Source organism: Nonomuraea sp. NPDC051941 (assembly GCF_044593615.1).
In genome coordinates this window covers 1-14,124 of record NZ_JBIUCF010000109.1, presented here as the reverse complement: position 1 = coordinate 14,124, position 14,124 = coordinate 1, and the positions used below count along the sequence as shown (strand labels likewise).

At 68.9% G+C, this 14,124-nt stretch carries 15 protein-coding genes; 2 read left to right on the top strand and 13 right to left on the bottom strand.

The window, feature by feature from the left end; genetic code table 11:
- Window positions 1-584 (top strand): aminotransferase class V-fold PLP-dependent enzyme (locus ACIHFD_RS66975; RefSeq protein WP_397375819.1); only part of this gene is annotated, 584 nt, incomplete at its 5' end.
- A 91-nt stretch (window positions 585-675) separates the two neighbouring features.
- On the opposite strand, the gene ACIHFD_RS66970 is transcribed toward ACIHFD_RS66975, so the two are convergent.
- The 13 genes from ACIHFD_RS66970 to ACIHFD_RS66910 form a co-directional block, all read right to left on the bottom strand.
- The gene (locus ACIHFD_RS66970; protein WP_397375818.1) at window positions 676-1,197 is read right to left on the bottom strand and encodes a hypothetical protein; all 522 of its coding nucleotides are present in this window, start codon (window positions 1,195-1,197) and stop codon (window positions 676-678) included.
- A 328-nt stretch (window positions 1,198-1,525) separates the two neighbouring features.
- The gene (locus tag ACIHFD_RS66965; protein ID WP_397375817.1) at window positions 1,526-1,990 is read right to left on the bottom strand and encodes a hypothetical protein; all 465 of its coding nucleotides are present in this window, start codon (window positions 1,988-1,990) and stop codon (window positions 1,526-1,528) included.
- 466 nt (window positions 1,991-2,456) lie between these two features.
- Window positions 2,457-3,677 (bottom strand): FAD-dependent monooxygenase, encoded by a 1,221-nt coding sequence (locus ACIHFD_RS66960; RefSeq protein ID WP_397375816.1) that lies wholly within the window; start codon window positions 3,675-3,677, stop codon window positions 2,457-2,459.
- A complete protein-coding gene (locus ACIHFD_RS66955; protein WP_397375815.1) occupies window positions 3,674-5,008 on the bottom strand; it encodes an MFS transporter in 1,335 nt (444 codons plus the stop codon). Before ACIHFD_RS66955 ends, ACIHFD_RS66960 begins: the two co-directional genes overlap by 4 nt.
- Before the next feature lie 173 nt (window positions 5,009-5,181).
- Entirely contained in the window at window positions 5,182-5,988 is an 807-nt protein-coding gene (locus tag ACIHFD_RS66950) for a YoaK family protein (protein ID WP_397375814.1), read from the bottom strand.
- Between the two features lie 220 nt (window positions 5,989-6,208).
- Window positions 6,209-7,333 (bottom strand): DUF3500 domain-containing protein, encoded by a 1,125-nt coding sequence (locus tag ACIHFD_RS66945; protein ID WP_397375813.1) that lies wholly within the window; start codon window positions 7,331-7,333, stop codon window positions 6,209-6,211.
- 193 nt (window positions 7,334-7,526) lie between these two features.
- Entirely contained in the window at window positions 7,527-8,282 is a 756-nt protein-coding gene (locus tag ACIHFD_RS66940) for an alpha/beta fold hydrolase (RefSeq protein WP_397375812.1), read from the bottom strand.
- 565 nt (window positions 8,283-8,847) lie between these two features.
- The gene (locus ACIHFD_RS66935) at window positions 8,848-9,471 is read right to left on the bottom strand and encodes a TetR/AcrR family transcriptional regulator (RefSeq protein ID WP_397375811.1); all 624 of its coding nucleotides are present in this window, start codon (window positions 9,469-9,471) and stop codon (window positions 8,848-8,850) included.
- Window positions 9,472-9,573: 102 nt separating this feature from the next.
- A complete protein-coding gene (locus ACIHFD_RS66930; RefSeq protein WP_397375810.1) occupies window positions 9,574-10,734 on the bottom strand; it encodes a pyridoxal phosphate-dependent aminotransferase in 1,161 nt (386 codons plus the stop codon).
- The gene (locus tag ACIHFD_RS66925) at window positions 10,731-11,390 is read right to left on the bottom strand and encodes a methyltransferase (protein ID WP_397375809.1); all 660 of its coding nucleotides are present in this window, start codon (window positions 11,388-11,390) and stop codon (window positions 10,731-10,733) included. Before ACIHFD_RS66925 ends, ACIHFD_RS66930 begins: the two co-directional genes overlap by 4 nt.
- 271 nt (window positions 11,391-11,661) lie before the next feature.
- Window positions 11,662-12,828 (bottom strand): hypothetical protein, encoded by a 1,167-nt coding sequence (locus ACIHFD_RS66920; RefSeq protein ID WP_397375808.1) that lies wholly within the window; start codon window positions 12,826-12,828, stop codon window positions 11,662-11,664.
- Between the two features lie 4 nt (window positions 12,829-12,832).
- The gene (locus tag ACIHFD_RS66915; RefSeq protein ID WP_397375807.1) at window positions 12,833-13,093 is read right to left on the bottom strand and encodes a hypothetical protein; all 261 of its coding nucleotides are present in this window, start codon (window positions 13,091-13,093) and stop codon (window positions 12,833-12,835) included.
- A gap of 120 nt (window positions 13,094-13,213) precedes the next feature.
- Window positions 13,214-13,657, bottom strand: a complete 444-nt coding sequence (locus ACIHFD_RS66910) for a type II toxin-antitoxin system VapC family toxin (RefSeq protein ID WP_397375806.1) — start codon at window positions 13,655-13,657, stop codon at window positions 13,214-13,216.
- Between the two features lie 61 nt (window positions 13,658-13,718).
- Between ACIHFD_RS66910 and ACIHFD_RS66905 the strand changes: the two genes are divergently transcribed.
- Window positions 13,719-14,124: transposase (locus tag ACIHFD_RS66905; RefSeq protein WP_397375820.1), on the top strand; the 406-nt coding region annotated here is incomplete at its 3' end.

Here is a 14,124-nt window from a genome sequence, read left to right as displayed (position 1 = left end):
TCGACGTCGAGCTGATCGGCTGCGACCTGCTGTCCACCACCGGCCGCAAGTACCTGCGCGCTCCCCGCGGCACAGGTCTGCTTTACGTACGGCGTGCGGCGCTCGACCGGCTCGACCCGCCTTTCCTCGACCTGCACGGCGCCCGCTGGACGGCGCCGTCGCGCTACGAGGTGCAGCCGGGCGCGCGCCGCTTCGAGAACTGGGAGTACGGCGTGGCCGCCCGGCTCGGCTTGGGCGCGGCCATCGACGAGGCGCTCGGCTGGGGGCTCGAGAACGTCCAGGACCGGGTCTACGCTCTGGCGGATCACCTGCGGGGGCGGCTGACGGAACTGCCCGGCTGCCAGGTGCACGACCAGGGGGCCGAACGGTGCGGCATCGTCACCTTCACCCTGGATGGCATGTCTGCCGAGGAGGTCAAGGCGCGCCTGGCGACTCGATCGATCAACGTCAGCGTTTCACGCGTGCCGTCCACGCGGCTCGACATGACGGACCGTGGGCTTGAAGAGCTGATACGTGCCTCCGTGCACTACTACAACACCGAGGAGGAAGTCGCCCAACTCTGCGCGGGTCTGCGCGGAGGGTAGATCTCTCCGTTGGGAAAAGGCGAGCGCCGGAAGCGTAAGCCGAGCGGGCAGTACCCGCGTCGGGATGGTCCAATCGGGCGCGCTTCTGGCCTCAGGCCGTACCTGCATTCGCCGACCGAAGCGCTCGGCCGAACAGGGCATACCAAGGGGATCCTTCGGAGGTCTTGAGGCGCCCAGGTGGGCGCTGCAAGATCTGGTCTTTCACGCCTGCGAGGGCGTTCGCCAGCGATAACGGGACTACCACGAAGTTGTCGATCAGCTGGATCGCTGCCAGGACCCGGTCGTGCACCGTGTGAGTCTGCTGAGTGAACGGAACCGGCGGCAGATCAATCCTCGCTGCTCGCAGGCGCGCATATGGCTGGGATGCGGCGGCGGTGAACTGCTCCCACTGCCGTCCGGCGTGTTCGGCCCATTCCCACGCCACGGGTTCGGGTACCCACACCGGCAGGCCGATCATCTTCAGCCGGGTGGCTAGCGCCGTCAGTTTGGCGATGTTCACCTGGCTGGCGTCAATGGCGTTGATGTCCAGCGCGACCGCGCGCAGCCGCCCGCGGGCCTCCAGACCGATGCGTACTGGTTCGTGACCTCCGCTACCTGATCCTCCGCGTGCCATCAGCCCAGTATCGGTCATGGTCGTCGCTGCCGAGGCGGAAGCGTGGAGCAAGGCGAGTGGCCTTCGGGCTCGCATGCACACTGCGCGCGAGAGAAGGTCCCTCGGACCTATGAGAGGCGCTGAGCCGGATGCGCGTGCTCCAGGCCACACAGGATGGCCTTGTGGACCCACCACGTGGCGCAGGTGGAGGACCGGTTGCCCCTGGCGTGGTCGAAACGCTCGACGGCCACCTCCTCCGGCCGTCTCTGCGGCTTCGATCCGCCGGTTGACCGTCATGACGCCGCCCCCGCGGCCCGCACCCTGATGGTGAGCGACTGCTTGCGCATCATCACGAAGTCGCCCACCTCCATGAGCGCCAGGAAGGCCAGCCCGCGCAGCGTGGGCCGGGCACGCACCCGCAGCCGGACGCAAGCCGGCTGCCGTCGCGTCTCTCGCGCAACGCGAGGCAGCAGCTCACCGTGCCCTCGTAGGCGTGGATGGACAGAACGAGCACCTGCGGTGGATCGATCCGCTCCACCGTGAACCCCGAACCGTCCGGCGCGGTCGGCATGACGTCGCCGACCTGCAGGTGCTGCAGCTCCGGGACGATACGGTCGGCGCTGGGCCGTCCGGCGTTGTCGATGCGATCGTAGCTGTACCAGCCGGCGCGCGTGTAGCCGCCCATATGCACCAGCCACGGCCAGACCTCCTTGGGCGGTGCGTCGATGGTGATGGCCCGGGTGGCCTGGAGGTGGGCACGCGACGCGATGTCGTCACCGGGCCGCTCGCGCGCGTCGATCTGCTCGCGGCGCACCCCACCCCCGCAGTGTGTCCGCGCTGATGCCCAGCTGCTGGCCGATCCTGCGGCAGGTTGCGCAGACCGACTCGCCGTCGGCCGCCGCGTCCCGCACCAGCCGAATCGATCGCTCCCGCATCTCATCGGGATACTTCCGTGGCGCTCCCATGACTCCTACTTTGATTGGTTGGGAGCCTCCATCAATCCCGGAGCGCTTCATGGTCCGCACCTGGGGAGTTCAGATCTATTGCTGCTGTTCCTCGCGCTTCACCTTTGCATGATGGCGTCGGTCTGGGCTCTCACATCGTCCAGGGCAGTTCGGACGGCTGTGCGGTGCAGAGCCCGGTCCGCTCGAAAGCGATCTCCGGCGGGACCTGTCCAGATGCTGCTGTCGCAGGTCGCGTCCACTGCTTGCAAGCTTCGTTCGATGTCGTCGGCGGCGTGGGCGATGATGCGCATGTCCGCCTGGCACTCGCTCAATCGGTCAGGCGTGGCTTGCCCCGGGCGTCACAGGCCGGAGTTCGGGCAGGGCGAGGGCCGTATGGGCTGGCCGCCTCCCGTTGGTGGGCATCGCGGTGAGCTTGCGCAGCCTGTCGTTGCGCTGCTTCAGGGTCTCGGCGGTGGTCGGGAAGAGCGTGGCGGCGCCCTGGCCGACCAGCCCCTGATTCAGGGTCACGAACTCACGGGTGTCGCGTTCGTAGGCGGTGAAGCCCGCGGCGTGGTCCCCGCCGGCCAGGGAGTGGGCGAGCATGTACGCGCCGACCAGCGCGAGGCTAGTGCCCTGTCCGGTGAGGAACGAGGGCGCGTACGCGGCGTCGCCCACCAGCGCGACCCTGCCGCTGGACCAGCGGGGCATGTGGATCTGGCCGACCGCGTCGAAGAACACGTCATCCGCGTCGCGCATGGCGGCCAGCATGCCCGGAACCTCCCATCCCGCGTCGGCGAAGACCGCGGCGACCAGCTTCTGCTGGGCCTCCGGGTTCGGGAACGCGTCGAACGGCGGCTCCGGTCGGGCGAAGGTCAGAAAGGCGTGCACTTCGTCGTCGTTCCCCGTGGCGTACAGAGCTGCGGCCCTGCCAGGGGTGTTCCACATCACGGTCTCGTGGGAGAGCCCGAAGGTATTGGGCATGGTGAACACGGCGAAGCAGTAACCGAGGTACCGGTGGAACCGCTCTTCGGGGCCAAAGAGCATCTCCCGGGTGCGTGAGTGCATGCCCTCCGCGCCGAACACTATGTCGAACGTACGGCTGCCGCCCCCGCGGAAGGTGACGTCAACCCCGTCGCCGGACTGGTCGAGGGTCTCGATGGAGTCGTAGAACAAGAACTCCGCGTCGTCACGGACTGCGGCGTAGAGCGCCTCGGTCAGGTCCCCGCGCCGCACCTCCAGGTCATGGCCCGCGACACCGCCGGTGACGTTGTGCGGGTGAACCGAGGCCACCTCGCTGCCTTCCTCGTTCAGGAAGGTCAGCCGCCGCAGGTCGATGTGCGCGGCCTGCAGTCGCGGCAGGATTCCCATCCTCCGGATGACCTCCAGGGCGGTGCCGCGCACGTCGATGGGGTAGCCGCCGGCACGAAGCGTGCCCGCTCTCTCCACCACCGTGACGTCGTATCCATAGCGGTTCAGCCAGAACGCGAGGGTGAGCCCCGCGATGCTGGCGCCCGACACCAGGACCTTGCGCCTCGGCGTGGTACGGAGATGCGTCATTCTTTGACTCCTTTGTCCAGCTTCCGGACGGCCAGCAGGGACAGCGCCGCGACGACGCCGCCGATGACAAAGCCGGCGATGAAGGCCGATTCGGTGGGGATGTTCGATCCGGAAGGGATCCCGGCGGTCAGGAAGGCACCGCCGATCTGCGCGCCCGCGGCGAAGGCAACCACGCGAATCACCAGAAGCAGGCTGGTGGCTGTGCCGGTGTTGCCGTGGCTGACAGCGGTGGCGGTCTTGACGACCACCGCCGTGACGCAGATGCCGCTGGCCGCGGCGACCAGCACCTTGCCGACGACGAGGTGCCAGATCTCGCCGTGGAGGAACACCAGGGCGAGCAAAGCGGCCATCATGCAGACGACTCCGACGGTGACCGCGGGACGCGAGCCGAAACGCCGCACCGCGACCCCGGCGACCGGCCCGGCGATCGCCGCCGCCACGGCACCGGGCAACAGGTAGAAGCCGATGTCGGTGGCGCTGGCTCCGAAGCCGTACCCGTCGCCGGTCACCGCGAACAGCTGCGGAACGAGATACATCGACAGCGAGGTGCCCAGGCAGACGGCGAATGTGATCGCGTAGGAGCTCCAGATCGCTGGCTGCGCGAGCAGGCGCAGATTGACCATCGGCGCCCCGGACCGGCGTTCGACGACGATCCATCCGGCCACGAGGACGCCCAGGAGCAGGACGAGGGCGCCGAGCTCGATCGGCTGGCTGCCAGCCTCGGGCACGATCGCGAGCACCAGCATGAGCGTCAGCAGGATGCCGCTCATGAGAAGCAGGCCGGGCCAGTCGATCCTGGAGTCCGACCGGCCCGGCGGGTCGTCCGGCATCAGCCTGCGGACGAGCAGGGTCGCCAGGGCGACCCCGATCGTCGGGATCGCAAACATCCAATGCCGAGACAGCCCTTCCGCGATTGGCCCGGCGATCAGCGTGCCCAGCATGCCGCCGGCCAGGAACAACCCGCTGACCACTCCGATGGCCACCGAGGACTCTCCCTCGGAGAGGTACTTGCGCACCAGGATGAATGAGAGCGGCATCGCGCCCAGCATCGCGCCCTGCAGTACCTGACCGAGCAGCAGCACTGGCAGGTTCGGCGCCAGCGAGGACACCAGGCCACCGGTCACCACCACCCCCATCAGCCGGATCATGACCCGTCTCCCGCCGAAGCGATCACCGAGGTTGCCCGTGATGGGCAGGAGGAGGGCACCGGTGATGAGCATCGCGATGCTGAGCAGCGCGCCTTCGGCAGGAGTCAGCGACAGTTCGCGCTGCAACAGCGGCAGCGTCGGTGACACCGCCGACTCCAGTGCGCCGGTGGCGGTCGCCAGCATTCCGAGAGCCGCGACGGCGGCCTTCCCGATGCGGACCGGGGGAGCTTGGACTGTGCTCATGGACGTCCTCCATGGGCGCGGTCGGGCTGGGCGGAGGTCCAGTCGTCGATTGTGGGGGTGAGCTTCGTAGGTGTCTTCATCACGGTCTCCGTCGAAGATCGCCGCGATCGCGGTCAGGGGGAGGTAATCGGTGGGAAGTATTCATCGTCGGCGGACGGGGATCGTGACGCCGAAGCCGGAGAAGGTCGGGTCGGTGCCGTGGCCGACGCTAGGGAACTGCTCGTTGAGGAGATGATCGGTTCGGCCTTGGCCGGCGCGTGGTCGGTGGAGCGTGCGGAGGCGTGGCCGAGGCCGGTCACGGTCAGCACGACGAGCGCCGCCGCCAGCACCGCGAGACCTGCGTGCACCTGGCACAGCGCCGCGCCGGCGACCGCTCCGACGGTGATGAGGGTGACGACCGCGACTCGGCGACGTGCCCCTTGACCGCGGGCCGCTCCCAGCCGGGAGTCCGCCGCGAGGCCGGTCAGCGTGGAGGTGACGACCACGGTGGTGACGTCCTTCACGGCCAGGTGGCGGGCCGTCGCCGCCTGCGCTCCCATGGCCAGGGCGAGGGCCGACGCCATCAACTCCCGGGCGGCAAGGGTACCCGGCCCGGTCACGGCCAGGCCCAGCGCCGTGGCGGCCAGGACGATCCCGACGGCGCCCAGCAGAGCGGTGCAGCGGCGGCCCCAGATCGGGGCGGCGGTGCGCAGCACCCGCCCGGCCACGGCCGCGCCGGCGAGGAAGAAGACCAGAGCCATGACCGGACCGAGCACGGGTAGCCCTGTCCCGCCGGTGGCCGCCATGCCGAGGATTACCACGTTGCCGGTCATGTTGCCCGCGAATACCTGGTCCAGGCGTAGGTAGCCGACAGCGTCGACGACGCCTGTCGCGAAGGTGAGGGCGAGCATCAGACCCAGCGGGGTCACATGCCGTCGCACGTGCGGGTCGCTTACACGGGCGCCGAAGCGGTCGCGTGCGGCGCGACGGCGCCGGCCGTCGCCGCGTCGCACGCGTCGCCACCCTGCTCCCGTACGGACCGGGCCGTCGCTGAGGACGGCCGGTGCTTTGGCGCACGCACGCCGGAGGGCCCTGGCCGTCCGGGGCGCGTCTGGTGGAGGGGATCGTCGGTCGGTGATGGTCGGTGACCGGCCATGTCGTTCACTTTCTGTTCTGTGGCGCGTGGTGGGCGGTGTGGTGGGCGGCGAGGACGTCGCCGCCGAAGTCGGTCTCCGGGTCCCGCCATACTGCGTGGGCGTGGTTTGCGCCACGGTGGAAGTTGGTCCACTCGACGAGCAGCCGTGGTCCCTGCAGGCGGTAGTAGTGCGACTCACCCGCCATGGTGGAGCCGGCCCAGGCGAGGTGCACGGCGTCCAGCGCCGCCGGGTCGTCGTAGCGGGGGAGCGGGGACACCCCGTCCGGGACGCGGTCGAGATAGGTGCCGAGCAGGGCGCGCAGCAGTTCCCGCTGCGCGGTGTCGAGCTCCGCGCCCGGCACGCCCTTGGGCGTCGGAGTGAGGGCCAGCGCCTGCCGGTCCGCACCGTGCAGGCCGGTGGCCGGATGATCGGCACGGTCCGGGGTGTGCTGGCCGCGGCGCCAGAGTTCACGGCGGGTCAGCACGCGGTCGTCGATCCGGATGCTGTTGCCCGCCACGACGTCGTTCGGGGGGCGCGCCAGCAGCACCGCGCGGGCGGCGAGCTCGGGGCGCAGGGAGTGGACCAGTTCGCGGGCCAGGTCCTCGGCCGCCCCCAGCGGGCGCAGCGTCGCCCCGCCCAGCAGCGGCGACGCGGCGGGGTCGGCGCCCATGAAGCACGGCGTGGTGGCGGCGACGCGCCCGTCCACCACGAGGTAATTGAGCGAGACGTGATGGCCGCCGAACCGCCATCCCCAGGGCTGCGACCCGCCGGGCTCGCCGAAGATGCGCAGGTAGTACATGCCGGGGTCGCGGGTGCGTTCCCGCCCCCAGTTCACCGAGAAGTCCTCGACGCGGTCGAGCACGTTCTCCAGGCCGAGCACGGTGGCGATGGTGGTGTACCCGGCTTCGGACAGTCCGCTCGCGAGCAGCCGCATCACCAGCCGGTGTTGGGTGGGGCGCTGCTGGTGGAAAGTGAGGCCGCCGTGGTCGGTGGGTGTGTAGAACCAGCGGGTGCGTTCGTCCTCGGCGCCGCCGCCAGCGCCCGGCGGCGGTCCGACTGCCACCTTGCGCTGGTCGGCGTCCAGGCTGTCCAGCCACGCCAGGGCCGCTTCGGCCATCAGGTTCGCGACCTCGCGGCGTGGGTCGATCATCGCTGCCTCCCGGCTGACCGCGGCCGACTCGAACACCGCCACAGACGCGAGGGCGAAGAGCAAACCGACCAGCGTGACGTAGCCGTACATCCTCGCCGTGCGTCATGTTCCAACCGGAGCGGTGTGATCAGAAGGGCGGAACCTGCCTGGTGAGGCTCGCGAGTCTGCCGGTGGCGGGCGTGCGTCGCGTCGCTCACGCTGCCGACACTCCGAGGAACTCGCGGATGTAACCGGCGATCGGCTTCGCGAACTCCATCGCGATCGCGTGGCGCCCATTCTCGATCGAACGCAGCTGGGCGTTCGGAATCTGCTCCTGCATCAGGAGGGCGCCGGAGTAGGGCGCCAGCAGGTCCGCCATGCCGTGCACGATCAGCGTGGGTGCAGTGATCTCCCCCAGGCGGTCCCGAACCTCGTGCTGCCGGGCGGCGTCGTGGCGGCGGCCGGCCTTCTCGGGGTCACGGTAGACGAGCGTCTGGGCGGCCCGGTTGTGGAGCTCGGCCTGGCCATCGGTGGTGACGAAGAAGTCCTTGACCGACTTCTGCCGGTCGTCGTGGGACATGTCGAACAGCTCCCCGACCGTCTGAGGACAAAGCGCGAAGCTCGGTGTGGTGGCGATCAGAACGAGGGACGCGACCCGCTCGGGGTGCCGGATCGCGGTGTGCTGCACGATGGTGCCGCCGAAGGAGGTGCCGAGCAGGTGCGCACGCTGGAGCCCCAGCGCATCCAGTAAGGCGACGAGGTCGTCGGCGAGGTCGCCCAGCGTATACGGAACAGGCGGATTCACGGTGATCCCCGAATCACGTTGATCATAGGAGATCGCCCGTATCCCCGGGCCGAGGTGGGAGCGGAGCGTGGCGTACTGGGTACGGTCGCTCTCGCCGCCATGGACGAGCATGAGTGGCACACCGCTGCCGCCATCGTCGATGATCCCGACTTCGAGATCACCCACCCATATGGTCTTGGCCGATCCGGCCGGTTCACGTTCTACCTGATGCATAGCCACCGCTGGCCCCTCCGGTCGAAGGTTAAGTAGACGTTACTATGAATTGAGAAGACCGTATCAGTTTGTTGTTCGTTTAGGGAGACCCACGTGACATGCGACCAAGGGGCGGAAGGCGCGCTTCCGCCGAACCGCCAGGCATTCGCGACGTCTCCGTGGAACGGTACATCCTTGCTGCTCATCGCCGTAAAGCCACAAACCGCCCGAACATCGCAGGGTCGAACAGCACCTCGGCGTCCGCGCCGCCTACAGGATCCGCCGGACGGCGAATCCGAACGATGTGACGCCGCGGCGTCCGCTCCTGACAGCGAACAGCGTCAGCATGACGCGCGGGCGCTGACCCGAACCTGCCGCTCATCGCCACCGCGCTCAACGTGACGTCGGCGCCTGCAGCGGAAGAACTTGTCCCGCGCAACTCGACTGCCTGCGGCGAGTTACGCGGAACGCGAGACCTACTCGGCAGCGAGGGGCCGAGTCCGTCAGAACCGGGCTGGCGTGGCCTGCGTCCGGGGTGTCAGCCCGCCCGCGCCCACCCGCGCAACGCGCTGCGGTAGGCCTCGGCCAACCGGATGATGACCTCCCGGCGGGACAGGTCCGTCTCCTGCAACAGGTCCTGGATCTCCCGCGGGTCGTACATGATGTTGTTGAGGAACAGGGCGTACTCGAGCATCTCGTTCGGGAGGCCGAGGTCGTCGAGCAGGCCCCGCACCGGCCTGGCCCAGGCATCCCGCATGGCGACGATGATCTCGTTCCCGTTGTGGAGCCGCTTCAGGTAACCCTGCCGGGATCGAAGCTGCACCAGCGCCGGGCCGTGCTCGGCGAGCAGGTCCACCCACTTGTCCACGACGGAGTCGAACAGCGGTTGCCCTTCCGCGGTCGACGCCGCGCTGAAATCGCGCAGCTCCTCGACGACGCTGAGCACGTAGGCCGCGAGCACGTCGTCCACCGTGGAGTAGTAGCGGTAGGCGGTGGCCGGGCCGATCTCCGCACGGGAGGCGACGGCATGCATGGTGAGCTGGTCGGGTGCTTCCCGGGCAAGCTCGCCGACGGCCTGGAAGAGGCGTCGGCGGTTGCGGCGGGTGTCACTACGCAGTTTGTCCTCCTCTCGTCGGGCGCCCCGCCGGCCGGGCACGGGCATCCTCCGCCCCCATCGAAGCGCAGGGGAAGGATATCCCGTGTGAGCGACTGCCGTTCGGCCGCTCGGACATGTGCGGCATGGAGTGTCGTTCGCCCGGCCTCGTCAGCATCTCCCGCCGCCGAGGTGGCCGACGACGCGGGCCAACCCGGTCCGCAGGTCGTCCTCGGAGGCCGCGAACGAGATCCGGACGTGTCCCTCGCCCGACGGCCCGTACTCGGCGCCGGCCCGGACCATCACCCTCCGCTCGGCGAGCTCGCGGGCGACCAGCTCGGAGGGCAGGTCGGCGTCGTAGCGCAGGAACCCGTAGAACGCCCCCTCCGGCGGGACCAGGTGCAGGCCGGGAACGCCGGACAGCTGCGCGACCACGAGCTCGCGGCGCTGCCGGTACCTTTCGACCATGGCGTCGACGACGCCGTCCGGCAGCTCAAGGGCGGCAAGGGCCGCGTGCTGGACCGCCGTGTTCAACGAGCCGTTGTGGGTCCGGTGCACGTGGGCGGCGGCGTCCACCACCTCGCGCGGCCCGGTCAGGTAGCCCACCCGCCAGCCGGTCATCGCGTACGTCTTGGAGAACGTCTGTACGTACACCGTGCGGTCGCGCAGCGATTCGACCTCCAGCGCCGAGGTCATCACATGCCCTGGGTAAACCAGCCGGTGGTACGCCTCGTCGCTGACGACCAGGATGCCTGAGCCGTCAAGGAGATCCCCGAGGGCCTTGAGCTCCTGCTCGCGGTGCACGATACCGGTCGGGTTCGACGGATTCGAGAAAATCATCATCGCGGCGCCGGGAAGGGCTTCGGCCAAGGCGTCGAGGTCCCAGTGCAGGTCCGGGGCGAGCGGAACGAAGTCCACGGTGCCCCCGGCCAGGACGACCAGGTCGGCGTAGAGCGAGTAGGCGGGCTCGGGGATGACCACGCGGTCGCCGGGGCCGATCATCGCGAGCACAACGGCCGCCAGCGCGGCCGTTGCGCCGTGGGTGACCAGGATGTCGCCTGTGCTCCAGGTCCGGCCGGGGCGCCCCGGCAACCTCGCGGCGAGCGCGGCGCGCAGCTCCGGCAGGCCCTTCTGGTCGGCGTAGTGGGTGTGTCCCGCGCGCAGGGCGGCCGCGGCGGCCTCGATCACCGGCGGCGGTGTCGGGAAGTCCGGCTCGCCCATGGCGAGGGAGACGGCTCCCGGAGGAGCCGGGGCCAGGGCCGGGCGCCGCGATTGGCGGCGTAGTTCCCCCATCCGGAACGCCGGCGGCACGGTGGTCGTCGGACCGGTCATCGGCTCACCGCCGTATGCCCGAAGCGCGCGGCGAGGATGCACCGCCGGAGCGCCTCCTCCTTCTCGACGATCCCGTCGACCGCGTCCACGACCTCCTTCACGCGGTGGCGTGGGATGACGACGACGCCGTCGGCGTCACCGACGAGCACGTCACCGGCCGCCACCACCACGCCGCCGACCGCCACCGGGACGCCGATGGCGCCGGGCCCGTCCTTGAAAGGCCCCGCGGGGGTGACCGCCCGCGCGTAAACGGTCAGGCCCATCGCCGACAGCGCCCGGACGTCGCGGACGGCGCCGTCGACCACCGCGCCGGTCACCCCGGCGTTCACCATGATCTCGCCGATGAGGTCGCCGATCAGCGCGCGGGTCATGTCGCCGTGTCCGTTGACGACCAGGACGTCGCCCGGCCGGGCCTCGTCGAGCGCCCGGTGGATGGCCAGGTTGTCACCCGACCGCACGTCCACCGTCAGGGCGTTCCCGCACAGCGTGCCGCCCTCGGCGACCAGCCGGATGCCGCCGTCCATGACGGTCATCCGCTGCAACGCGTCGCCGACGTTGGCGGCCGGCACCTCCCCGAGGCGGCGGATCTCCTCCGCCGCCGCGCGATCCCAGCTCGGAGCGATGGACACGCCGTCCGTCGCCGCGGAAATGAACACGATGATGCTCCATTCCTAATTGAGATACTCTTCTCAGATAAGACGATCGTAACCCTTGAGGTGCCCACCTACAATGAGTCGAGCCGCCGGCCTGCTCGACGAGCCCGGAGCGGCCGTAGCCACCGGGTCGTGCTCGGGGCGACATGCCCCGGCGCCATCGATCCGCCGCCGGCCGGCCATCCGCCCGGCGTCCGCCGCCCGGCGGCCGGCGAAACCGTCGCTCACACCAACCCGGGTACGGCCCCGACGGCCCGCCCCTGCTCACCCCCGGTTACTCGGCCGTGAGGCCCGCGTCGTCGAGTCGCTTGATGAGGCTGGGCTTGCCCTGGTGCCGTTCTCGGAGGTGGGTGAGGCGCCGGGTGAAGGTACCGGCATGCTCGTCGCGGATGGCCAGGGCGTGCAGGTCGCGCAGGAGATTGACGGCCTGGTCGTATTCGCGGGGCTTCCTGGTGCCGATGGAGTCCTCTACCCGGTTCCACGCGGCTTCGAGGTCCTGGGCGAGTCGGCTCAGATGGAGTTCCCTGGCCTGCCGTCGCTCCTGTTCCCGGCGAGCCTGTTCTTCGGCGCGCTGGGCCGCCTCCTGTTGCTCGCGGGCGTGGCGGCGGGCGGCGGCGATGTCCAGCAGTTCGGCGACCGTCCGTCCCGTCTCCACCTCCTGTTCGGTGGTTTCGCCGCCGAACTCACCCAGCAGTTCCCAGCGAACGCTTGCGGCGTCCCCTTCGACCACCCGCAACAGCAGCGCGTCCTTGCGCTTGGCAGGCAGAACGCCGATCCAGGCGGCCAGAGCCTTTCGATCTTGCTGTACGGGTTGCGTCGGCCGGCTGGCCTCGGCGGCGGCCGCGAGCAGGTCGTTGTCCAGGCGCAGGAAGTCGGCCAGGGCTCGTTGCGGTGCGCTGAGCGAACGCAGCCCGGGCGGGACGGGCGGCTCCAGTTCGTCCTCTTCCTCGTAGTCGAAGGCGTCCTCTTCGTGCTCCCAGGTCCCGTACGCCGACAGCCAGGCCAGATAGAGCGGCCGCAGGTCACCTGCGGCCAGTTCGGCGCGGATGCCGGCGATCGCCGACAGCGAGCGTTCGACATCGTCTTCCCAGTACTCTTCCTCGGCCTCGCTGGTGAAGTCGAGGATGAGGTGTTCGCCGCTGCTCCAGGCGCTGACCTGGTCACCTACGCAGTAGCGTTCGGCCTGCTTGAGGTTCAGCACGGCCTTGGGGAGGCGGAGCATGACCCGGTGGGTGCCCCAGTTGGCCAGGTACAGGTGAGCGTCGTAGTAACGCTCTACCATGCTGGACGGGTCCCCGCGGAAATCGCCCCAGTGGTACTCGTTGGTAAAGCTGGTGGCGGTGATGTGGGCCCGGGTGGACAGGGCGCGGACCTCGGCCTGCTGCTGGTCGGTGAGCGGCCGGTCGATGGCCAGGAACTCGTAGTACTGGTATTCGCTCATGCTCTCACCCGGCCCAGCGGCGGAACGCGTGGATCCATTCGGCTCCGGCCGGTGGCGGGTCAGGCAGCGGCAGGTCGAGGATGCCGATCGCTTGCTTGTGCTTGCCATGGCGGCAGATCGCCACGATGCCACTCCCGACCAGGAAGTCGATTGCGGCGACGGTGACCTGTAGGCCGAGCACGGTCGTCTCGAACGGCACCGCCAGGTTGTCGCCGATCATGACATGGAAGCCGGAAAGCTGCTCATCATCGGTGTAGGCGTCCATAATTGCCTGCTCGATGAGCTCATCCAGGTGAACGTCGGGAGGGCGGCGAGCCACAGCAGCACACGATACTCCCGCAGGAGAGCCCTGTGATCACGCTCAGGCAAGAGGATCCGTCAATCGTTATGGCTGTGCGGGGGTGATGTCGGTGTACGAGAAGTCTTCGCCTTTGAAGAGCAGGGGATGATCGAGGTCTTTGGCGAGAGCGTAGGCGAAGCAGTCGCCCATGTTGAGCTTGGCCTTGGAGTTGTTGCCCTTGCCGTAGGTCTGGTACGCCTGGCGCGCGATCCTGGCCTGATTGGGTGTTACCGGCTCGATGATGAGGCCCATCTCATCAATGAGTGTGTCGAAGGCGTTGCGCATGGCCTGACCGCGGTTGTCTACCACGATGGCCGCTTCGACGTAGTTGACAGTCGAGATGCGACACACGGCGGCGGCGATGGCGTGGGCGAATTGGGTGGCCTCGGGCTCACCGTTGATGACGGCAATGATGGCGCGGAATCGATGATCATGCGGGAAGGCCGGTGTCCGGGTCGTACAGATCTTCAAGCGAGGCTTAGAGAGCATCTGATCTTCTTACGTAATGATCTGTCCGTATCGGGGCGGCGGTCAGGTCGTTGATCTTCACGTGGCTTCTCGGCGCGCTTATCGCAGCGACTTGTCCGACGCCCGATGGGCGTTGATCGAACCGACCTTGACGGCATGGCGGGCGGCCCGGCGCGGACCGGGTACGGCAGCACGCATCCATGACCTGAGAGAAATCGTTAATGCCATCTTGTACGTGTGCCGGACCGGGATCGCCTGGGAGTACTTGCCGCACGACTTCCCGCCCTGCAAAACGGTCTACGACTACTACGCCAAGTGGGAGGCCGACGGGACGACGCAACGTTTGCATGACCTGCTGCGTGAGCAGGTCCGGGTGAGCAAGGGGCGTGCTGTCGTCCCTACCGCCGCCATCATCGACGCGCAGAGCGTGAAGACCTCCGGCAACGTCGGGGAGTCCAGCCAGGGCATTGATGCCGGCAAGAAGATCA

Coding starts and splice junctions, on each gene's coding strand:
- ACIHFD_RS66970 (WP_397375818.1), bottom strand. CDS start 1,197: ATGGCACGCGGAGGATCAGGTAGCGGAGGTCACGAACCAGTACGCATC.
- ACIHFD_RS66960 (WP_397375816.1), bottom strand. CDS start 3,677: ATGACGCATCTCCGTACCACGCCGAGGCGCAAGGTCCTGGTGTCGGGC.
- ACIHFD_RS66955 (WP_397375815.1), bottom strand. CDS start 5,008: ATGCTGGCGACCGCCACCGGCGCACTGGAGTCGGCGGTGTCACCGACG.
- ACIHFD_RS66945 (WP_397375813.1), bottom strand. CDS start 7,333: ATGATCGACCCACGCCGCGAGGTCGCGAACCTGATGGCCGAAGCGGCC.
- ACIHFD_RS66935 (WP_397375811.1), bottom strand. CDS start 9,471: ATGCCCGTGCCCGGCCGGCGGGGCGCCCGACGAGAGGAGGACAAACTG.
- ACIHFD_RS66930 (WP_397375810.1), bottom strand. CDS start 10,734: ATGACCGGTCCGACGACCACCGTGCCGCCGGCGTTCCGGATGGGGGAA.
- ACIHFD_RS66920 (WP_397375808.1), bottom strand. CDS start 12,828: ATGAGCGAATACCAGTACTACGAGTTCCTGGCCATCGACCGGCCGCTC.
- ACIHFD_RS66915 (WP_397375807.1), bottom strand. CDS start 13,093: ATGGACGCCTACACCGATGATGAGCAGCTTTCCGGCTTCCATGTCATG.
- ACIHFD_RS66910 (WP_397375806.1), bottom strand. CDS start 13,657: ATGCTCTCTAAGCCTCGCTTGAAGATCTGTACGACCCGGACACCGGCC.